The organism is Bacillus sp. FSL K6-2971, assembly GCF_038006405.1.
In the GTDB taxonomy this organism is placed as follows: domain Bacteria; phylum Bacillota; class Bacilli; order Bacillales; family Bacillaceae; genus Bacillus; species Bacillus pumilus.
The window spans coordinates 3,875,362-3,897,156 of the sequence record NZ_JBBOVD010000001.1 but is presented as its reverse complement, the minus strand read 5'-3'; the positions used below and the strand labels follow the sequence as shown (position 1 = coordinate 3,897,156).

Genomic DNA, 21,795 nt, shown 5'->3' with positions numbered 1-21,795 from the left:
TGGGATATGAAACGAATCATTCTCGCTTGTGCCGCAGGAATGTCGACATCCATTGTAGTGTCCAAAATGAAGGCAGCCGCAGAAGCGAAGGGGCTGGATTATGATATATACGCCATACCTGAAGGGGCTATTGCGGATGAATTAGAAGAGCATGGAGAAGATGTGCAGGTGATTTTACTTGGACCGCAAGTAAGCTTTATGAAAAAGGCAGCAGAAAAAACAGCGGCACCTTACCAAATACCTGTTGATGTCATCAATGTGAGATTATACGGAACAGCGAACGGAGAAAAAATACTAGAGCATGCTCTGAAACTAGCAAATGAATCTTAAGTAATTGGAGGAGAAGCAGATGACGGTATTAGAGGAAATGCAGGGAGCAGCCTTTCAAATTATTGCTCATGCAGGCGAGGCAAGAAGTCATTATGTTGAAGCCATTCGTCTAGCAAGAGCTGATGATTTTGAAAAAGCACAGCAGTTGATTGAAAAAGGGGAAGAAGCGTTTCGAAGCATCCACAACCTGCACTTGTCGCTGATCCAAAAAGAGGCGGCAGGAGAGCAGCTTCCCTTTTCTTTACTGCTGATACACGCAGAAGATCAAATGCTCACAACAGAGACCATTCATCTGCTTGCCATTGAAATGATTGAAATGTGTAAAAAAATGAACACCCTGTCAAAATAGATATCAGCTAGTAACCAATTTCTGTTATAATCATTCGATAGATAGAGAGAAAGCAGGATTGGTGAATGAAAAAAACATGTATGTGGATGACGGTTGGTCTTTTGGCGCTGCTCATTTCGGGCTGTATGGGAACGAAGGAGCAAACGGAAGGAAACCAGCAAGTGGTCAAAGAGGAAAAGGGTCCATTACGATTAAAAGAAACAGAAGAGATTCAGCAGACAGAAGCGGAAGTGATTGATACACAAAGCTGGATTGAGCAAAAGGAGCCGGTAGAGCTTCCGATTTTGATGTATCACAGCATCTCCAGCGGTAACTCGCTTCGTGTACCAAAGAGCGAGTTTGCGGCTCATATGAAATGGCTGAAGGACAACGACTATGTCACGCTGTCGCCAGAAGAAGCGTACCGCGTCTTCACAACAAATACGAAGCCAAGTGAAAAGTGTGTCCTCATTACATTCGATGATGGATATACCGATAACTATACAAAGGCATTTCCGATTTTAAAGCAGTATGGAATGAAAGCAACGATTTTCATGATTGAGCAATCCATTGGGCGCCCGAACCACTTAACGGATGAACAAATGGATGAAATGATGGCAAATGGGCTATCGATTGAGAGTCATACCATTCATCATTTAGAGCTTAATCGTTTATCAAGAGAGCAGCAGAAAGAGGAATTAAAAGGGTCAAAGGCATTCTTTGATCAACGTTTTTCTCAGCGTACGAGAATGGTCAGCTATCCTGTCGGGCGCTATAACGAAGACACGCTAAAGCTAGCGAAGGAAGCCGGTTATCAAATGGCTGTCACCACTGAACCAGGACATGCGAAGAAGGAACAGGGCATGATGTCCTTGCACCGTGTTCGCATTTCACCGGGACTTTCACCCGAAAGCTTTGGCAGGCTGGTAGAAGGGAATGGACGATAAATGTTTCACATGAAACATTTTACGACAAGTTTCACCAAAATGAATCACTACACATGATATGTCTTGGTTTCAAATGTCATTACAAGAGACACTTAGATGGACAGAACTTTCATTACAATGGGAGTTCTGTTTTTGAAAAAAATTTTGCACTGTCATTTAGATGAAATCAATCAAACTCTACATCGTATGAAACACCTCACTGGAAGACTCCAAGTATCAAGCCCACCAATGAAGCAAAGAACAAAAATACCCAAGCAAATTTGCTCAGTATCACAAAAACTTAAGAAACACTTCATAGAAAAACCAATTGAGAAAAGAAAGGAAGAGAGGATTATGTCAAATTTTGTTGGAATCGATCATGTTCAATTAGCTGCTCCAAAAGGTAGTGAAGAGAAAGCACGTTTGTTTTTTGGCGGAATTTTAGGAATGGAGGAAATACCCAAGCCTAGTAATCTAGCTAAACGTGGAGGTGTCTGGTTTCAATGCGGTCACCATCAGCTTCACATTGGAATTCAGGATCATTTCCAAGCTGCAAAGAAAGCCCATCCAGCTTTTCTTGTAAAGAGTCTATCGGAATTAAAAAAGGCATTATTGAAGCACCACATTAGCATCAGAGAAGATGAGCCATTGGAAGGAGCCAGCCGGTTCTATGTAGAAGATCCCTTTGGGAATCGAATTGAATTTTTAGAGAGAACAGACTAAAAAAACTAGATTTTTAAAAACAAGGCGGCTGTTGAGGGGATCTAAACAGCCGCCTTATTTTTGTTATTGATAAACGGGGTAACCCGTTATTTTGATATCTTTCCCTAGTGTTTCTACTGAGAGTTGATCCAGTTCAATGGCATCACTCATGAGACGTATGCCTTCGCCTCCAAAAAAGGAAGGAGACAGCCTTCCGCCAATGAGTTTAGGTGCCATATAAATGACCAATTTATCTACAAGCTGCTGTTCTAAAAATGAAGCATTGATCTGGCCGCCGCCTTCAATCATGAGGGAGGAGACATTTCTTTCTCCCAGCATTTGAAGCACTTCTTGCAGGGGCACCCGCGTCTCGCTGTCTGTTACAAAGACGCTGACGCCGGCTGCTTCTAAAGCGGCTCGTTTTTCCTCATCGGCTTGCTTTGTTGTAAAGATCCATGTTGGTGCCATCTGATCAGTGACGATCTTTGCTGTCAGCGGTGTTGAGAGCTTAGAGTCTAAAACAATTCGAATCGGATGATGCCCATTTGGAATCCGTGCAGTTAGTGAAGGGTCGTCATGAATAACAGTTTGAGCACCGACCAAAATCGCATCATTGATACTGCGGATATGATGAGCATCATAACGGGATGTCTCAGATGTAATCCATTTGCTGTCAGACGTAGCAGACGCAATTTTTCCGTCTAAGGTAATACCTGCCTTGAGCGTCACGAAAGGTGTTTTTTTCGTAATAAAATGATTAAACACTTCATTCATGAGAATGGATTCCTGCTCAAGTACGCCTGTAATCACTTGGATGCCAGCATCTTGTAAAATGGCGATTCCGCGGCCAGCGACAAGCGGGTTCGGGTCAAGTGCTGCCACGACAACGGTTTCGACGCCTGCTTTCACAAGTGCCTCCGCACAAGGACCTGTACGGCCATGGTGAGAGCAAGGCTCGAGGGTCACATAAATGGTGGCTCCTTTTGCCTTGTCTCCAGCCATTTTAAGTGCATGAATTTCAGCATGTGGTTCACCGGCTTTCATGTGAGCACCGACTCCAACAATTTCATTATCGCGCACAATCACAGCCCCGACGAGCGGGTTCGGTGATGTCTGTCCTTTCATTGCACGTGCATTTTCTAGGGCTAGATTCATATATCGCTCATGATGTGGCAATCGTATGCACCTCTTGCTCCGCCTTCATATGACCTGAGCGGTTGATTTTTGTCTGCAAGTATTTTTCATTAAACTCTGAGACATCACCCCAAAGCGGAATACGTCCAGAAAGAGATAAACCTGCATGGCTGATGGCATCTGTCTTTTTCGGATTATTGGTAATGAGTCTGACTGGCTTTGTACGAAGTGTTTGAAGAACCGCGATGGCTTCTTCATATTGACGCGTGTCATCTTCAAAGCCGAGTGCTTCGTTCGCTTCTACTGTATCGTAGCCGTTTTCTTGGAGGATATAAGCCATGGCTTTCGTGAAAAGTCCAATACCGCGGCCTTCATGGTTGGCTAAATAAAACAGGGCACCTGCACCATTGTCCTCAATCATTCGCATGGACTGCTTCAATTGGAATCCGCAGTCGCAGCGCTTGCTTCCGAAAATATCACCAGTGTGACAAATGGAATGCATGCGGATAAGGGCTTCGTCAGCGTGCTCGAAATCTCCATACACTAGCACGCTTGACTGCTGATGATCGGCAAGCTGGCGGGACGAGAGGCTTTCGATTAAAGCTTCATCTGACAATGGCTCTAACCCGTCGTCTTTTAACCATGAATACCAGTTGAACATCACCGTTCTGCCGTCTAAATTCACTGGCAATTTAATGGGTCCAGTGATATATATATACCCGTCCTCCTGCTGTACTCGTTTGATTTTATCTTTTAAAATGGCTGTTTTAAGATCTGTGTGTTTGTCCATATTCTGCACCTTCTTTTTTGTCTGTTTCTTCAATCTGTAAACGAACGAGAACGCCAAATGGATCAACAAATTCGTTACTTTTTCCTATTGTTTTCACTTGAGTGCCTGCTTTTGTTAGGCGCTCAACGACGGACTGTCTGTCTGCTTCTTGTGGGAATACGAGTGTATAGCTTCTAATTCCTGAAAAACGTGGATCAATGGCTCCTTTTCGTCCGCGTCCCCATGCATTAAAGGCAAGGTGATGGTGGTACACACCAGCGGCGATAAATACGCTTGCTGGTGGAGCCATTCGGATATGAAAACCGAGCGTATTGACATAAAAGGAATCAGCTTCTTCTGGGTTCAGATGGAAATGTAAGTGTCCCATCACTGTGCCAGCCGGAAGTCCTTCCCACGTCGTATCAGCGGCTTCTTGCAGGAGACCATCTCCATCAAGAGGTGCATTTCCGCCACCTTTCAGTTCTCCATGCTCACCTACCCAAACGTCCTCAGGGCGATCAGCATATATTTCTACGCCAATGCCGTCAGGGTCACTTAAATAAATGGCTTCACTGAAAAAGTGATCGCTTGCTCCAATTAAAGGATAGCCTTTTTTCATCACATGTGCCAGCCATGTGCCCAGGTTTTTTCTGGTAGGTAATAAAACAGCAAAATGATAAAGTCCTGGCTCATGATCAGGCTTCTCCTTGAGTTGTGCATCTTCTTTTAACAAAAGAATGGGTTCCTTTGCATTGCTTCCAAGAGTTGTGGTGGATTCCGTCTGTTCTAATATGGTAAATCCTAAAATGTCTGTATAAAAAGGTAAAGAACGCTCAAATCTGGATACATGTAACTCTGTTACACCCAATCTTAGCTTCTCAATTGTCTTCAAGCTCGGTCATCTCCTTCATGATATATGCATCGGCATGTTCAAATGTTTTTGAAAATATATAAAAATGAATACCTTGTTACTTAAAGTAACTAAACTATATAATAGTTAGTTGCTTATTTCAAGTAATTAATTATGTTATAATGAAAAAAAGAGAGAAAAGCGGGAGGGAGTAAGATATGGCTCAAGTAGATGGCTGTCCAATCACAGATGCCATGGAGATTCTAGGCAAGAAGTGGGTCATTCTCATCATCAATCAGCTTCTGACAGGCCCTAAGCGTTTCTGTCAGCTTGAAAATGAAATGAACATCAGCGGACGATTATTATCAGAAAGGCTGAAGGATTTAGAAGCTGAAGGACTCGTTGAGAAAAACGTATACCCTGACATTCCAGTACGGATTGATTACGAATTAACAGCGCAAGGGAAGAAAATTGAGCCGATTATTCGTGAAATGTATGATTGGTCTTTAGAACGTAAAAACAGCAAAAAAGGGGAACATGTTCCTTCCTAATCGATTTCGATCAGTCTGTCTGATCGAAATTTTTTTGTGCGATTTTCCAGAAATCTAAGTCAATAGTATGAAAAATGATGTTGACAATAAATTCACTCATCATATAAGATCAAGAAGAAGAGGGTTCTTTTCCCTGTAATGGAATGGAGGTCATGCCATGGTATCATGAATGGGACAGATTGCCTAAAACACGTGTCAAATCATCATTTAGAAACAGACATCTTTGGCTTTTAGGAAGCAAAGATTTATTTTTTCAACTCAATTGATAATGATTATCATAATCATCTATAAGCGTGATCCAGCGCTTATGAAGGTTATTTTTTTTATTATCCATTGAGAATAATTATCAATATCATTTAGGAGGGTTCACATGAAAGCCATTCGTTCAACATCACACGTATTATTATTGTTTAGTTTTGTTCTATTATTTGCTCTAGCCCCGATTAGCTCAGCCTCAGCAGCAGGCTTAGCAGATGGTCAACATTCAGTACAATATGTGGTATGGAAGGCAGATAGCGATTCGACTTCAACAGCGAATACGTATTTTGAAAAACCAGCCAAGCTTGTCGTGAAGGAAGGAAAAATCAAAGCACAAGTCACGTTAACGAATAGCTCTTGGATCACAAGCTTTAAAACACTTGATCAAGGTGTCTACAAAGATGCGAAGGTGATTAATACAAACACAGCTGCGAATAAGAGAACAGTAGAATTCAACGTGAACAGCCTGACAGAAGTCGTACCAGCAAAAGTGAGCGTGACTGTACCGGTCATCGGATATACAGGCAATTATGACGTCCGTCTCAAGTTTGATGCAGCATCTGTTCAATAAAAAGGGAGGAAATTCGCTTGATGAAAAAAATGATGAGGCTATCAGTCTTCATGACCGCTTTATTATTGGCACTCATGCTGCCTTTTTCAAACGCACAGGCTGCCACGTTAAAGGATGGTACATACTCCGTCAACTATACTGTGCTGAAGGCTGAAGGAAATGCGGTCTCCATGGCAAATGATTACTGGCTGAAGCCAGCAAAAGTGATTGCAAAAAATGGGAAGCTGACAGTACAAATGACCATTAAAAATAGCAGCTGGGTGACGGAATTTAAAGTCCCCGAAAATGGCGGCTATGTCGATACAACGGTTCTCTCAACCAATAAAAAAGCCAACACAAGGATTGTTCAGTTCCAAGCTCAGAGCTTGTCTAAACCAATCAAGTCAAAAATTCATGTCACTGTAAAATCTGCTGATTATGATCATGATTATACCATTCAGCTGAAATTTGATGAGAGCAGTATCAAGTCACTTTCTTCTAACAGCTCAAACGAAACAGCGGGTGCAGCAGAAAATCATCAATCATCAAAGGAATCAACCAAAAAATCTGATTCATCCACTCATACGAAACAAGAAGAGAATCCTCAAACTGGTGATACAAACCAGACAGGGTGGCTCCTTGTGCTTGCTCTATGCTCAGGCGGATTTTTAGCAAGAAAGTGGATCATCAAGCATTAAGGAAGGAAGTGTCACCATTTGAAACGTCTTTTTCACCTAAAGGCAGCCATTCTGCTCGTTTTATTCAGTTTATTGACTGCATTTCAGATTCCTCAAGGAACGGCTCAAGCTGCATCATTTGTTGATGGTGAATACACGGTCGGATTCACTGTTTTAAAAAATGGCAGCACAGAAGCGTCCATGATGGATACGTATACAGAAAAGCCAGCTAAGCTGATTGTGGAAAATGGCAAGACGACTGCCTATGTCACACTGAAGCAAAGCAAAGAGATTACAGATTTCAAGGTCGAACAAAATGGCGCTCTTGTCACCACTGAAACCGTCAGTGAAGATGAAACTGCCAATACACGTGTGATCAAGTTTGATGTTGCCGACTTATCAGCCAAATTAAACGGCTGGGTGAAAATTTACTGGGATTTAGGCGGCCTTATTTATGACGAAGCTTATGACGTACAGCTTGCATTCGATCAAAGCAGCCTAACGCTCGTTACACCTGCAAAGCCAGACGATAACGAAACAAAACCAGATGACCAAACTGGCACAAAGCCAGACGATAACGAAACAAAACCAGATGACCAAACTGGCACAAAGCCAGACGATAACGAAACAAAGCCAGATGATCAAAACGGTACAAAGCCAGATGATAGCGAAACAAAACCAGATGATCAAAATGGTACAAAGCCAGATGATTCTGCGCAAAATCAATTAAAAGATGGTGTGTATCGTGTCAATTACAGTGTGCTAAAAGGGGATGAGGACGAGGCATCTCGGATGAACCAATACTTCTCACATCCTGCATCCTTAACCGTCAAAAACGGAAAGCAAACCATTTCCTTTACGGTGAAGGACAATACGTCGGTTGCTTCTTTGAAAACAGAGAAAAATGGCTCTTATCAAGAAGTGAAAACCGTCAGCACAGATCAAGCAAAGAACACAAGAATCGTCTCATTTGATGTAGCTGATTTGAAAAAAGCTGTCAAAGGAAAAGTACACATTGTGGTGGCAGCTGCTCACTATGACCAAACCTACGATATTCGTTTTCAATTTGATTCAAAGAGTATCTCTCCACTTAAGGACGGTCAGGTAGAGGAAGAAACACCAGCCACTCCAGAAACACCAAAACCAAATACACCAGCACCAGAAACAAATAACGGTGGAGCTGGTCAAGAGACAGCTCAGCTAAAAGATGGTGTATACAAGCTTCCTTTTTCAATGAAGAAAGCAGACAAGGATGAGCCTTCTCGAATGAACGATTACGTCGTGAGCCCTGCGACATTGGTGGTGAAAAATGGCCGCCATTTCGTTTCATATACAGTGAAGAACAGCTCAGCCATCACGTCCTTCCAAGTAGGGACAGGCGGGAAATATGAAGAGACTCTTGTCGCAAAAACAGATCAAAAAGCAGATACAAGAGTGATTCAATATGAAGCAAAAAGTTTAAGCAATGACCAGGCAGCACGCGTGAAAATTGACATTCCAGCTGCGAATTACCATGAGCAGTACGATGTCAAACTTGTTTATGACACAAAAGGCATCGCACTTGGTGAAGGAAGCGGAATTGCGACGGTTATTGGAGACGATGAGAGTATCGGCTTTGTCAAAAATCCAAATGATCGCGATTCTCAACCAAATCAACTTGAGAATTTAGCGCCAGAGGAAACAGGCGCAGAGCAGCTGACATTTACGCCATCAGATGACCAAACCACGTCTGAGACTGGACAGCTGAATCCAAAAACAGGAGATACCTCTCTTCTCTGGATGTATATTCTTTTATTCGGCGGGTCGTTATTCGTGCTCGTGAGAAAGTATCAAACTAAGGCAAAATAGATTGTTTATTTTAAGTGAGATGCGCCATTCAACTCGGCGCATCCACTCTCTTTTTTCGAAAGGAGGCTTCTGTTTTTGAAGCATCGAATGTTACGTTCCCTGATCGCTGCTTTAAGTGTGTGCGTGATCTTGTCAGGGTGCTCACAGTCGGCTGAAAGCTCAGCGAAAGGCAAGAAAAGCGCGGAATCAAGTGCGCGCATTGTGGCAACGACTGTAGCTGCTGTGGAGATCATGGATGCTTTAGAGGTGGATCTTGTCGGGGTGCCAACAAGTCAAAAATCCTTGCCAGCTCGTTACAAAGGACTGCCAGAAGTCGGCAACCCAATGAGCCCGGACATGGAAATCATCCAATCACTTCAACCGACAGATGTCCTGTCTGTCACGACCCTTCAATATGATTTAGAGACACCCTTTCAACAAGCAGGTGTCCCTGCCACATACTTAAATCTCGAGAGCATGGCTAACATGGAGAAGGCGATTAAGAAGCTCGGAGATCAGTATGACAGAAAGAAACAAGCCGAGCGCATTGTGTCTGACTTTGAGCAAAAAAAGAAAGACATACAAGAGAAGACGAAGGGAAAACGAAAGCCATCCGTTCTGATTTTGCTTGGTGTACCAGGCAGTTATTTGGTGGCGACAGAGCATTCATATATTGGTGATCTTGTGCGTATCGCAGGTGGAAAGAACATTGTCAAAGGTGAGAAAATGGAGTATTTGGCTTCCAATACGGAGTATTTACAAAAAGCCAATCCAGATATCATCCTCCGGGCCGCACATGGGATGCCAGATGAAGTCGTCCAGATGTTTGATCAAGAATTTAAAACAAATGACATTTGGAAGCATTTTCATGCAGTCAAGCAAGACCGGGTGTATGACCTCGAAGAAAGCTTATTCGGGACAACGGGCAATTTAAAGGCAGCAGAAGCATTAGATGAACTAACGCGTATGCTGTACCCGTCATAAGCGGCGAATCTGAATGATAAAAGGACGTTTAAGATGAAAAAAACAGGGATTTTATTTCTGACAGTCAGTGTCTTACTAGTGTGCGTGTTTATTTATTCCGCCATTACTGGGAGCATTCATGTCACCCCGATTGAATTATTGGAAGGGCTCATCACCGGTCAACATGCACAGGTAGAAATCATTAAAGATCTCAGAATTCCTCGCATGCTCATTGCCATGTTTACAGGGGCCGCCTTATCAGTCTCCGGTGTACTGCTGCAGTCGGTCATGAGGAATCCATTAGCTGATGCCGGCGTCATTGGGATTTCATCAGGAGCCAGCTTCTTTTCTTTAATGGCAATAACAGCACTTCCTCAATTTTATTTCTACTCTCCTTTATTTTCGGTGTTAGGTGGAGCCATTGCGTGTTTCCTCGTGTATGTTCTGTCTTGGAAGGGTGGATTAAGCCCCATCCGTATGATTTTGGTTGGGATCGCCATCAATGCCATGTTTACTGGAATGGCAGAAGCGTTCGTGACCATTTGCAGCTATTTCAATATCACGATCAATCAGTCAGGACAGTCGAATCTTACGATGAAAACGTGGGGAGATGTCCGTTTAATCGGAGTCTATGGCGTCGTCGGCCTTGTCGTAGCCCTTTTCTTCAGCAGATGGTGTAACCTCTTGGCTCTTCAGGACAAGACAGCGAAAAATTTAGGATTGCGTGTGACCAGAATGCGCCTTTTGATTTCCATCACAGCTGTATTGCTTGCGGCGGTGACAGCAGCGGTAGCAGGCGTGATCGCCTTTGTCGGTTTGCTTATCCCACACATTTCAAGAAGACTTGTCGGCTCGGATCACCGGGTACTCATTCCATTTTCTGCGTTAAGCGGGGCTTTGCTGATTCTGACGGCTGATACGCTCGGCAGGACGCTTGTCGCGCCAAATGAAATTCCTGCTTCTACGATCATGGCCGTGATTGGCGGGCCATTTCTGATCTTTTTACTAAGAAGGGGGGACCGTCTCCATGGACATTCGTGAGGTGTCATTCTCATATGACCAGCAGAAGGACATCGTTCAATCGGTCACAACACACATTGAAAAGGGAAAAATCACAACCATTATCGGTCCGAATGGCTCAGGGAAATCCACACTACTTTCATTGATGGCGCATAACCATGCTCCAAACAAAGGGCAAATTCACTTAGACGGCCAAGCACTGAATGCGTTTAAGCCAAAGGAGCTGGCAAAAAAGCTGGCTGTCGTCCATCAGCAAAATGAAGCGCCGCTTGATTTAACGATCGAGAGGATCGTGGCATTCGGCAGAACGCCGTACCAGACGATGCGCGGAGGAGACAAGGAAGAGGATGAGAGAGCGATAGAGTGGGCGCTTTCCAGTACAAAGCTAACGGAAAAACGAAAGGTGCCGCTCGCCTCACTGTCAGGCGGTGAGCGGCAGCGAGTATGGATTGCGATGGCACTTGCGCAAAAAACGCCGATCCTTTTCTTAGATGAACCGACAACCTATTTGGATATCTATTATCAATTTGACATTCTTGAGCTGATTCGAGAGCTTAATGTTGTGCATGGGTTAACGATTGTCATGGTGCTGCACGATATGAATCAGGCTGTTCGATACAGCGATGTCATCATTGCGATGAAGGATGGACAGATCATTAGTGAAGGACAGCCAAACGATGTGTTAACTGAAGAGATGGTGCGGCACATTTATCATGTGTCCGTCACGATTAGACAGGATGCAGAAACAGGGATGTACATCGTGCCTGTTGGTATATAAGCTGTGCAAAAAGCAGGTGAGACAGTGTGAAAAGAGGAAAACGGGTCTGGCAGCGGATGCTGACGATCGTCTGTTTAGGTGTATTCATTTATAGCGGGTCGGCCATTGGCTTAGAGCTGTTCGGCTATTATCAAAATCGTCAGGTGCTTGCAAAGGCTCAGACGATGTATGGTCATGAGAAAGGAATGAATGAAAACCGGGAGCCGGGAACCATTCGTACGTCATTTGATGAACTGCGGAAGGTAAACGACGACATTGTCGGCTGGATCAATATGAAGGACACGATGATCCAGTACCCAATCGTCCAATCTAGCGATAATGCGTTCTACTTAACCCGTAATTACTTAAAAAATGACACCCGAGCAGGCAGTATTTTTATGGATTATCGCAATGACGTCTTGCAAGAAAGTCCGAATACTGTGGTGTACGGGCATCGGATGAGAGATGGGTCCATGTTCGCTGGACTCACAAACTATTTAAAAAAGGATTTCTTCGATGAGCATCGGACATTTCAGTACGATACGCTGTATCAAAGCTATGAAGCGGAGATTTTTGCCGTGTATGAAACAACGGTGGACTTCGATTATATTCAAACCGATTTTCAAGATCTTGGCGAATATGCGCACTACTTGCAAGCTGTGCGAAAAAAATCAATCTACCAAACGAAGACAGACGTGTCCACTGATGACCTCATTCTCACTCTATCGACCTGTGATCATGTGCTTGCACCGAAAAACGGGCGTCTCGTGGTACAGGCAAAGCTAAAGAAAGTTTACTAGAAAAGGAGAGACAGGCGGTTGAAATTTTCACATGTGATCTTCGTGGGACTTGTCTTGATGCTTCTCCTCGGCGGATGCAGTCAGGCAGCACCTGTAGAGAAAGGGAGCGGACAAGGTGCATTGAAGATAAAGGATTTTAGCGGCAGAACGCTGTCGTTTGAAGACTCCCCTCAGCGTATTGTCTCATTATCGACTGGAGACATGAGCATCCTATATGCCTTAGGCGGTGAGGTGGTCGGTCGTCCGGCCGCCGAATTACCAGAGAGCTTACAACAGGCTACATCAGTCCAAACAATTGGTACCACACATCAATTTGATGTAGAGCTCATCACAAGCTTAAAGCCCGATGTCGTACTTGGGAATGAACAATTAAACAGCAAGGACATCTCTATAATAGAAGGAATTGGTTCACAGCTTCTTTTGACAAGTGCCAATTCAGTGAAGGACATCCAGCGCCAAATTACGTTATTCGGAGATTTGCTAGGGAAGCAGCAAAAGGCAAAAGCGCTTAACAAGCAAATCGATCAGCGGAAAAAGCAGGTCAAACAGCCTCAGAAAAAAGTGAAGACACTCGTTGTATACGGGGCACCTGGCACATATATGGCGGCACTTCCTCAATCCTTAAGCGGAGATTTACTGCACATCGCTGGAGGGACGAACATTGCCGAGAATGAACCGGCACTCGAGAAATTCCCTCAATACGCTCAAATCAATGCAGAAAAGGTCATTGAAGCTGATCCTGATCTTATCCTGCTTATGACCCACAGCAATCCTGAAGATGTGAAAGCGGGCTTTATGAGTGAAATGAAACAGAATGCCGCATGGCACGATGTGTCAGCCGTCAAACATGGACACGTCGAGATTCTGCCTAGTGATCTATTTGGGACGAATCCAGGCGCAGACGTGATGAGAGCGATTGATGAGCTAGAGAAAAGATTGAAGCGATTGTCATCATGAAAATGAAGGCAGAATTAGATTTTCAAAAAAGACAGTCGAGGCGAAGATGGCTGATACCCGGGCTATTCATCTCGTTAGTTGTAGGCGCATGCCTAGGGCTTGCATTAGGTTCTGTTCAATTATCACTGCAAGACTTACTCTCTGCTTTGACGGGATCAGGTCAGCCTGTTCATGAAAAAATTGTGATGGATTTACGCCTGCCGCGCGTTCTCATCGGTTTCATCGTTGGGGCCTGTCTCGCAGCATCAGGGGCGATTTTACAAGGAGTCGTCCGAAATCCACTCGCTGACCCTGGCATCATCGGTGTGACGGCTGGCGGCGGATTGGCTGCTGTGCTCAGCATGATTGTGTTTCCACAATTCACATATTTGCTGCCAGCCGCTGCTTTCCTTGGCGCTTTATTAGCGGCACTTGTGGTGTATATGCTCTCATTTGATCAAGGGGTTTCACCGCTGAAGCTGATTTTGGCGGGAGTGGCAGTCAATGCCCTGCTTGGGGCGGTGATGAATGGGTTTATGGTGCTTTATAGTGAGCGTGTGCAGGCTGTCCTGCCCTTTTTATCAGGAGGATTAAATGGACGGAGCTGGCATCATCTAACCTTCGTGTCGCCCTATGCGCTCGCTGGGTTGTGCCTTTGTTTTTTTGCCATCAAGCCGGCAAATCTTCTTTTGCTTGGCGATGAATCGGCTCAGCTGCTCGGTCTCAGAGTAGAGCGCACCCGGTTTTTCTTAATTGCACTGGCGGCACTTTTAGCTGGTGCAGCAGTAAGTGTGAGCGGCTTAATTGGATTTGTCGGACTGGTCGTTCCTCATTTTATCCGTCTTTTAATTGGCGATGACTACCGGTACCTGCTGCCGATCTCGATGCTGGGCGGAGGCGTGCTTGTGGTTTTTGCAGATACAGCGGCACGGGTATGGTTTACACCGGTTGAACTGCCTGTCGGTATCCTGCTTGCCTGCATCGGTGCACCTTTCTTCCTCTATTTATTAAAAAAGAAAGGGAGGGGTTAAGTTGGATGTGATAGCTATGGATGACGTGAGTCTCAGTCAAGGAGGCTTTCAGCTGTCATCTATATCAGCAGCTGTTCCTAAAGGAAGCGTGACAGGAATTATTGGACCGAATGGATCAGGGAAGTCGACTTTTATTAAAGCAGCCGCACGTCTTACGTCAATCGAAAGCGGCACGATATACATTCACGATATACCGCAAAAAGAGATGACCGCTCAGGAGATCGCAAAGGAAATCGCCGTTCTCATGCAGTCGAGAACAGCCATTCCATCTATGACCGTACGGGAGCTGGTCGCACTTGGACGCAGTCCGCATCGTTCGATCTGGAAAAAAAGCTCGAAGACAGATCAAGAAGCGATTGAGTGGGCGCTTAATGTGACCAATAGCCGTATCAATGAAAACAGAATGTTGCATACATTGTCTGGCGGAGAAAGGCAAAAAGCGTATATTGCGATGGCGCTCGCTCAGAAGACAGAGACGATTATTCTGGATGAGCCGACAACTTACTTAGATATTGCGCATCAGCTTGATTTACTAGAGCTGCTCAAACAGCTGAATAAGACGCATGGAATCACCATTTTAATGGTTCTTCACGACCTGCAGCAGGCAGCAAAATATTGTGACCGCCTTATTGCGATGAAGCGTGGTCAGATTGATCAAATAGGGACACCAAAAGAAGTATTAACAGAAAGCTTTTTCAAAGAGGTCTTTGGGATTCAGGCTGAAGTTCACTTAGATGGTGAGCATCCGCTTATTATTCCAATCGCTTCGATCCAACAACAAAAGGGAGATGAACAAAACATGATCATTGTCAACAACCAGGTAAGAGTAGAAAAAGGCAGTGCGGACCACCTCGTCAAACGTTTTAACAAGCAAGGACAAGTAGAATTCATGGAAGGATTTTTAGGCATGGAAGTATGGGTCACACAGCAGACAACCGATTACGATGAAGTGACCATTCATACACGCTGGAATCGAAAAGAAGACTTTGTGAATTGGACAAAATCTCAGGCATTTGGTGATGCGCACGCTCATGGGAAAGCGAAACCTGAAGGCCTATTAAAAAACAAAATTACGTACTATGAAGTGCAAGTCACTAGACCAGCTTTACAGAAAAAAGCCTAAAAAAGAAACACAGCGCTGCAGCTCACGTGCAGCGCTATTTTTTTTGCTTTTTACTTTCTGTCACATATCTTTGACAAAGTATTCAAATAACTGACACAATACCATCCAATTTTTAGGTAAAATTTACTTTATTTTTGAAGCGTATGGGTGTAAAGTACAGGTATAAATAACTAACCGAATGAAAAGCAAGAGTAAAATTTCACCGAGCAAACCATTTCAAACAGGCTATCATTTGTGAATCATTGAACAAATATTGAATATTTTGTGAAGTGGTGAGCATAGATGTTTCGAATCATTCGGCATGTGAAAGTAAGGGAGGATGTAAGGCTGTGAGTGAGCTGTTTTTAGCAAGATTTCAATTTGCTTCAACGACATTATTTCATTTTATTTTTGTTCCTATGTCAATAGGTTTAGTGTTTATCGTTGCTTTGATGCAGACCCTTTATGTCGTCAAGAAAAAAGAGATTTATAAAAAGATGGCGAAGTTTTGGGGTCATCTATTCTTACTCAATTTTGCAGTAGGTGTGGTGACAGGGATTCTCCAGGAATTCCAGTTTGGGATGAATTGGTCAGATTATTCAAGGTTTGTCGGTGATGTCTTTGGTGCACCACTTGCCATCGAGGCACTATTGGCCTTTTTCCTTGAATCTACATTTATTGGCCTTTGGATTTTCGGCTGGTATCGTTTGCCTAAGAAAATTCATTTATTGTGTATTTGGATTGTTTCCATTGGTACGATTTTCTCAGCATTTTGGATTTTAGTAGCCAACTCATTCATGCAGGAGCCAGTCGGATTTGTGATAAAAAATGGCCGTGCAGAAATGAATGATTTTGGGGCTCTTATCACGAATCCGCAGCTCTGGGTAGAGTTCCCACACGTTCTGTTTGGTGCACTTGCAACAGGTGCTTTCTTTATTGCAGGTGTTAGTGCCTATAAAATGATCAAAAAACAAGAAGTAGCTTTCTTTAAAAAATCTTTCCAAATTACTATGATACTTGCTTTAATTGCTGGCTTAGGTGTGGCGTTCTCTGGACATGACCAAGCAAAGCATTTAATGAAAGCACAGCCGATGAAGATGGCAGCAAGTGAAGCCCTTTGGAAGGATAGTGGAGATCCAGCGGCTTGGACACTATTTGCCAATATTGATACAGATAAAAAAGAAAACTCTGCGGAGATCAATATTCCGTTTGCTTTAAGTTACTTGGCTTATTCGAAGTTTAGTGGAGATGTGCCAGGCATGCTGACTCTTCAAAAAGAATATGAAGCAAAGTTTGGTCCTGGAGACTACATTCCGCCAGTAAAAACAACCTTCTGGAGCTTTAGAATCATGGTTGGTGCCGGCATGCTGATGATTTTTGCCAGTATGATTGGCTTGTACTTGAGCTTTAGAAAGAAACTCGAAACGAACAAATGGTTTTTACGCTTCATGGTAGGGATGATTGCATTCCCGTTTATTGCGAACTCAGCTGGCTGGATCATGACTGAAATTGGGCGTCAGCCGTGGACGGTCTTTGGGATGATGACGACGGCTCAATCGATTTCGCCAAACGTATCGTACGGCATGCTGTTATTCTCAGTCATTAGCTTTACGACGATGTATCTGATCCTTGCCATCTTGCTTGCCTACCTATTCATTCGAGAAATTAAAAAAGGTGCACATTCGGAAGAGGATAAAGATCAAAAGGATGAAACGGACCTGTCTACAGATCCATTTGATGGAGGCGCATATCATGGCATATCTTAACGAGATTTGGTTTATTCTTGTCGCAGTATTGTTTGTTGGATTTTTCTTCTTAGAAGGATTTGATTTTGGTGTTGGGATGTCCATGCAGTTGCTTGGAAAGGATGCGCACGAACGCCGCATATTAATTAACACGATTGGTCCTTTCTGGGATGCGAATGAGGTCTGGCTGATTACAGCTGGGGGCGCTATTTTCGCTGCTTTCCCTCACTGGTATGCCACGATGTTCAGTGGATACTATATACCGTTTGCGGTTCTCCTTTTAGCGCTCATCGGGCGCGGGGTCGCCTTTGAATTCCGAGGGAAGGTTGAGAAAGCCTCTTGGATCAAAGCATGGGATTGGGTCATCTTCTTTGGCAGTCTGCTGCCGCCGTTTCTACTCGGTGTGCTATTCACAAGTATTTTACGCGGGATGCCAATTGATCAAGACATGAACATGTACGCTGGCTTTACGGATTTTGTGAACCTTTATTCAGTGATTGGCGGGTTAGCTGTAACGGTTCTTTGCCTTTTGCACGGATTGATTTTCGTCACACTTCGTACAGAGGGTGATTTAAGAGATCGTGCGAGAAAGCTTGGCAAGCGTGTCCTGCTGATTGTGCTGCCAGTTCTTGTCCTATTTGTTGGTGTATCTATCATGGAAACTGACATTTATACGGTACGCCCAATCATCACCATTCCGTTAACTGTCCTCATTGTGGTTTGTTACGTAGCAGCTCTATTCTTTATGAAAAAAGAACGTGATGGCTGGACATTCCTATTCACAGGTGCGGGCATCATGGTGACAGTGACGATGCTTTTCACTGCATTGTTCCCGCGCGTCATGATTAGCTCAATCAACCATACGTTTGATCTGACCATTCAAAACGCTGCATCTGGATCTTATTCACTGACAGTCATGACGATTGTTGCCATTTCTTTGCTGCCCTTTGTGCTTGGGTATCAAATTTGGAGCTATTACGTCTTCCGTAAACGTGTAAGCGGTAAGGAGCCAATGACCTACTAATGGATAAACGTTTGCTTCAATTAAAAGGAATGAGAGGGCTTCTTGCCCTCTTAGGTATTGTGTCACTCATCCAAGGAGCAAGTATTATTTTCCAAGCACAGTGGCTGGCACATGCCATTACTACGCTGTTTGACGGGAAAAGCCTTTCGCAGGCAACGCCTTATGTCCTGCTGTTTCTTGCTGCCTTTCTGGTGCGGCACGGTCTCACCTTGATTCGGGAGAAGGTCATGTTTACCTACTCTTCCCGAATTGGAGCAGACGTCAGAAAACAGCTATTAGACCAACTCTTTCGTTTAGGTCCAGCTTTCACAAAGAAAAAGGGTACAGGAAAGCTTGTCACTTTAGCGATGGAGGGAATTGCTCAATATCGTCAGTATTTACAGCTATTTTTACCGAAAATGGTGAACATGGCTGTGATACCGGCAATGGTCCTCATCTATGTTTGGACATTAGACGAAACATCTGCCGTCATTTTAATCGTGACGCTGCCGATTTTAATGATCTTTATGATTTTGCTAGGTCTTGTCGCTCAGCGTAAAGCGGCCAAACAATGGAAATCGTATGAGAAATTATCCAATCATTTTACTGATTCTCTCCGCGGCCTTGAAACGCTTCGTTACTTAGGCATTAGCAAAAAACATTCCCGCAATATCGGGGAAGTGTCAAAGCGATATCGAAAGGCGACCATGAGCACGCTGAAGGTCGCATTTCTTTCATCATTTGCGCTTGATTTCTTTTCCATGCTTTCGATTGCAACCGTCGCTGTCTTTCTTGGCTTGCGATTAATTGAAGGGGAGCTTCTGTTATTGCCGGCTTTGACGGCGCTCATGCTAGCACCGGAATATTTCCTGCCAGTACGTGAAGTGGGAAATGATTATCATGCCACGCTAAATGGAAAAGAAGCGAATGAAGCGATGCAGGTCATTTTAGAAGAAAAGGGCTTTCGCACGCAGGAGACACAATCAGTGCAGTTGAACGAGTGGAATGAACAGTCTGCGCTCACCCTGCAAAATGTAAGTGTCCAGCATGACGAACATGCCCCTTATTCGATTCAGGATGTAGATCTCACTGTCAAAGGGAAGAAGAAAATCGGAATCATTGGTGCCAGTGGTTCAGGGAAATCGACGTTAACCGATGTGCTCGGCGGCTTTGTTGAACCGACCTCAGGTCAAATCACGCTAAACGGCCAGCCGCTTGTTCATTTACAGATGAAGGAATGGCAAAAGGAAGTCGTCTATATGCCGCAGCACCCTTATTTATTTCACATGACATTAAGAGAAAACATTCGTTTTTATGAACCACATGCAACAGATGAAGATGTGGAAAGAGCTGTCTGTGAAGCTGGCTTATCTCAGCTCGTGGCGCAGCTGCCAAATGGTATTGATGAGGTCATTGGAGAACAGGGAAGAGGGCTAAGCGGCGGACAGGCACAAAGAATTGCGCTTGCGCGAACGGTGCTGGGCAAGCGGTCCATTATGCTGTTAGATGAACCAACGGCGCATCTCGATATTGAGACAGAGTATGAATTGAAGAAAACAATGCTTCCACTGTTCGAAGATAAACTTGTGTTCTTAGCGACACATAGGCTTCATTGGATGCCAGACATGGATGAGATCATTGTCATGGATCAAGGAACGATTGCGGAAATGGGTACACATGAATCATTAATGCGAAGAAAAGGCGTGTATTATCAATTGGTACAGGAGCAAATGGGGGCGGTCACACATGGTAAGTAAAGGCTGGTTTATACCTTATATCAAGGAGAATCAAAAGCTGTTTGCGCTGGTTTTATTTCTAGGGGCAATTGCAGTATTCTCTGCTTCTATGCTGATGTATACGTCAGGATTTCTCATTTCAAAAGCTGCCACAAGACCTGAGAATATACTGATGGTCTACGTCCCAATTGTAGCTGTCCGTACCTTTGGTATTTCACGCTCAGCTGCCCGCTATGCAGAAAGATTGGCGAGCCACCAGCTCATTTTGACCATGATTGAAAAAATGCGTGTCCGCCTATATGACATGGCTGAACGAAGTGCGAAACAGACAAAGCTGGGTACAGGTGAAATGCTGGGGCTCTTGTCAGATGATGTTGAGAGACTGCAGGATGCCTATTTAAAAACCATCTTTCCATCTATCGGTGCGCTGCTTTTATATGCCGCATCCATTGGGGCACTTGGTCTATTCTCGTGGCCTTTTGCTGGCTTGATGCTGCTTTATATGGCACTTCTCGTATTTGTTTTTCCATACGTCACCGTGCTAGTGAACCGGGCGAGACAAATTCAAATGAAAAAAGGCAGAAATGAACTGTACAGCCATTTAACAGATGCCGTCATGGGCGTGAGTGACTGGTTGTTTAGCGGCAGGCAGAAAGATTTTGTTGATGAATATGAACAGAAAGAAGCGCAGCTGTTAGCGCTTGAAGCAGCTAAGCACCGGTTTATCCGTCTGCGCCAGTTTTTTGCACAGCTTATCATTGGAGGAGCGGTCGTGCTTGTCGTGTATTGGAGCGGTTCAGTTGTTCAGTCAGGATCGATGTCACACACCCTGATTGCAGCCTTCGTGCTTGTGCTTTTTCCGTTAACAGAAGCCTTTCTTCCACTCTCAGATGCAGCAGGTGATATTCCAGTCTATCAGCATGCTGTCAGCAGATTACATCATTATGAAAAACTTTCGTATGAAGGAGAATCTGAGCGCAAGACAGTTGACCAGCCGGTTGTTTCTCAAGGTGAAGCTGTTTCTTTTGATCAAGTGTCCTTTGGGTATGATTCGCATCAACACGTGCTAAAGCATCTGTCATTTTCATTGAAGCAAGGAGAATCGCTTGCTCTCTTAGGAAAAAGTGGTGCAGGAAAATCGACTATTTTGAAATTGTTAGAAGGAGCTGTCGTGCCAAATCAAGGAGCTGTCAGTATCCAGGGGCAACCGGTCGAAAGCATTCGAGAGAACGTATCCACCTATGTGTCAGTGCTCAATCAACAGCCGTATTTATTCGATACCACTGTTTTAAACAATATTCGCTTAGGCTCTCCAGATGCGACAGAAGAGCAAGTAAAAGAAGCAGCGAGACAAGTGCAGCTGCACGATACCATCGAATCTTTGCCAGAGGGTTATCACACCGGTGTTCAGGAGACAGGTATTCGTTTCTCAGGTGGAGAAAGACAACGGATGGCGTTAGCACGGATTTTGCTGCAAAACACTCCGGTTGTTGTATTAGATGAGCCCACCGTCGGACTTGATCCACGCACAGAGCGTGAGCTGCTTGAAACCATTTTCCGTGTGTTAAAAGGAAAAACGGTCATTTGGATTACCCATCATCTCACTGGCTGTGAGGCATGTGACCGCATTATGTTTATTGAAGATGGACAAATTGAGATGCAGGGGGAGCATCAGGATTTACTGAAAGAAAACCCACGCTATCAAAAATTGTATGAGATGGATCGTCCGTTTTCTACAATTTAAATAGATGAAATGACAAGAACGTTCGGACAGAGATTTCTGCCCGAACGTTTTGTGGT

Annotated in this window: 22 protein-coding genes; 19 read left to right on the top strand and 3 right to left on the bottom strand. The window is 44.2% G+C overall.

Annotation, left to right across the window (positions count from 1 at the left end):
- Positions 1-6 precede the first annotated feature (6 nt).
- The 4 genes from MHI33_RS20740 (at position 7) to MHI33_RS20725 (ending at position 2,307) form a co-directional block, all read left to right on the top strand.
- Entirely contained in the window at positions 7-330 is a 324-nt protein-coding gene (locus MHI33_RS20740) for a PTS sugar transporter subunit IIB (protein WP_044140307.1), read from the top strand.
- A gap of 19 nt (positions 331-349) precedes the next feature.
- Positions 350-679, top strand: coding sequence for a PTS lactose/cellobiose transporter subunit IIA (locus MHI33_RS20735; protein ID WP_024423898.1), 330 nt, complete (start codon positions 350-352; stop codon positions 677-679).
- A gap of 65 nt (positions 680-744) precedes the next feature.
- Positions 745-1,605 (top strand): polysaccharide deacetylase family protein, encoded by an 861-nt coding sequence (locus MHI33_RS20730; RefSeq protein ID WP_340913513.1) that lies wholly within the window; start codon positions 745-747, stop codon positions 1,603-1,605.
- A gap of 333 nt (positions 1,606-1,938) precedes the next feature.
- Positions 1,939-2,307 (top strand): VOC family protein, encoded by a 369-nt coding sequence (locus tag MHI33_RS20725; RefSeq protein WP_106066370.1) that lies wholly within the window; start codon positions 1,939-1,941, stop codon positions 2,305-2,307.
- A 63-nt stretch (positions 2,308-2,370) separates the two neighbouring features.
- Here the strand turns inward: MHI33_RS20725 and ribD are convergent, their stop codons facing one another.
- Genes ribD through MHI33_RS20710 form a run of 3 tightly spaced genes read right to left on the bottom strand, consistent with a single transcriptional unit; the run spans position 2,371 to position 5,081 of the window.
- Positions 2,371-3,462, bottom strand: a complete 1,092-nt coding sequence (ribD, locus tag MHI33_RS20720) for a bifunctional diaminohydroxyphosphoribosylaminopyrimidine deaminase/5-amino-6-(5-phosphoribosylamino)uracil reductase RibD (protein WP_044140304.1) — start codon at positions 3,460-3,462, stop codon at positions 2,371-2,373.
- Positions 3,449-4,210, bottom strand: a complete 762-nt coding sequence (locus MHI33_RS20715) for a GTP cyclohydrolase II (protein ID WP_044140303.1) — start codon at positions 4,208-4,210, stop codon at positions 3,449-3,451. Before MHI33_RS20715 ends, ribD begins: the two co-directional genes overlap by 14 nt.
- On the bottom strand, positions 4,188-5,081 hold the full coding sequence (locus MHI33_RS20710; protein ID WP_065099250.1) for a VOC family protein: 894 nt from the start codon (positions 5,079-5,081) through the stop codon (positions 4,188-4,190). Before MHI33_RS20710 ends, MHI33_RS20715 begins: the two co-directional genes overlap by 23 nt.
- Positions 5,082-5,257: 176 nt before the next feature.
- Between MHI33_RS20710 and MHI33_RS20705 the strand changes: the two genes are divergently transcribed.
- The 15 genes from MHI33_RS20705 (at position 5,258) to cydC (ending at position 21,739) form a co-directional block, all read left to right on the top strand.
- A complete protein-coding gene (locus MHI33_RS20705) occupies positions 5,258-5,590 on the top strand; it encodes a winged helix-turn-helix transcriptional regulator (protein WP_044140301.1) in 333 nt (110 codons plus the stop codon).
- 370 nt (positions 5,591-5,960) lie between these two features.
- Complete coding sequence (locus tag MHI33_RS20700) at positions 5,961-6,419, top strand: NEAT domain-containing protein (protein ID WP_044140300.1); 459 nt, start codon at positions 5,961-5,963, stop codon at positions 6,417-6,419.
- 20 nt (positions 6,420-6,439) lie between these two features.
- Positions 6,440-7,096, top strand: coding sequence for a heme uptake protein IsdC (gene isdC, locus MHI33_RS20695; protein ID WP_044140380.1), 657 nt, complete (start codon positions 6,440-6,442; stop codon positions 7,094-7,096).
- Positions 7,097-7,114: 18 nt separating this feature from the next.
- Positions 7,115-8,923, top strand: a complete 1,809-nt coding sequence (locus tag MHI33_RS20690) for an NEAT domain-containing protein (RefSeq protein ID WP_216927452.1) — start codon at positions 7,115-7,117, stop codon at positions 8,921-8,923.
- Between the two features lie 75 nt (positions 8,924-8,998).
- Complete coding sequence (isdE, locus tag MHI33_RS20685; protein WP_106066956.1) at positions 8,999-9,886, top strand: heme ABC transporter substrate-binding protein IsdE; 888 nt, start codon at positions 8,999-9,001, stop codon at positions 9,884-9,886.
- A 33-nt stretch (positions 9,887-9,919) separates the two neighbouring features.
- Positions 9,920-10,906, top strand: coding sequence for a FecCD family ABC transporter permease (locus MHI33_RS20680; RefSeq protein WP_044140297.1), 987 nt, complete (start codon positions 9,920-9,922; stop codon positions 10,904-10,906).
- Positions 10,893-11,663, top strand: coding sequence for an ABC transporter ATP-binding protein (locus tag MHI33_RS20675; RefSeq protein ID WP_044140296.1), 771 nt, complete (start codon positions 10,893-10,895; stop codon positions 11,661-11,663). Before MHI33_RS20680 ends, MHI33_RS20675 begins: the two co-directional genes overlap by 14 nt.
- A 26-nt stretch (positions 11,664-11,689) precedes the next feature.
- Positions 11,690-12,442 (top strand): class B sortase, encoded by a 753-nt coding sequence (srtB, locus tag MHI33_RS20670; protein WP_065099254.1) that lies wholly within the window; start codon positions 11,690-11,692, stop codon positions 12,440-12,442.
- A gap of 18 nt (positions 12,443-12,460) precedes the next feature.
- Complete coding sequence (locus tag MHI33_RS20665; RefSeq protein WP_065099255.1) at positions 12,461-13,399, top strand: ABC transporter substrate-binding protein; 939 nt, start codon at positions 12,461-12,463, stop codon at positions 13,397-13,399.
- Positions 13,396-14,409 (top strand): FecCD family ABC transporter permease, encoded by a 1,014-nt coding sequence (locus MHI33_RS20660; RefSeq protein ID WP_065099256.1) that lies wholly within the window; start codon positions 13,396-13,398, stop codon positions 14,407-14,409. Before MHI33_RS20665 ends, MHI33_RS20660 begins: the two co-directional genes overlap by 4 nt.
- 1 nt (position 14,410) lies before the next feature.
- Entirely contained in the window at positions 14,411-15,532 is a 1,122-nt protein-coding gene (isdG, locus tag MHI33_RS20655; RefSeq protein WP_065099257.1) for a heme oxygenase, read from the top strand.
- Positions 15,533-15,861: 329 nt separating this feature from the next.
- The gene (locus MHI33_RS20650; protein WP_340913498.1) at positions 15,862-17,277 is read left to right on the top strand and encodes a cytochrome ubiquinol oxidase subunit I; all 1,416 of its coding nucleotides are present in this window, start codon (positions 15,862-15,864) and stop codon (positions 17,275-17,277) included.
- Entirely contained in the window at positions 17,264-18,280 is a 1,017-nt protein-coding gene (gene cydB, locus MHI33_RS20645; RefSeq protein ID WP_065099259.1) for a cytochrome d ubiquinol oxidase subunit II, read from the top strand. Before MHI33_RS20650 ends, cydB begins: the two co-directional genes overlap by 14 nt.
- Entirely contained in the window at positions 18,280-20,016 is a 1,737-nt protein-coding gene (gene cydD / locus MHI33_RS20640) for a thiol reductant ABC exporter subunit CydD (RefSeq protein ID WP_065099260.1), read from the top strand. Before cydB ends, cydD begins: the two co-directional genes overlap by 1 nt.
- Positions 20,006-21,739 (top strand): thiol reductant ABC exporter subunit CydC, encoded by a 1,734-nt coding sequence (gene cydC / locus MHI33_RS20635; protein ID WP_065099261.1) that lies wholly within the window; start codon positions 20,006-20,008, stop codon positions 21,737-21,739. The genes cydD and cydC overlap by 11 nt, the downstream gene beginning before the upstream one ends.
- Positions 21,740-21,795: the final 56 nt, after the last annotated feature.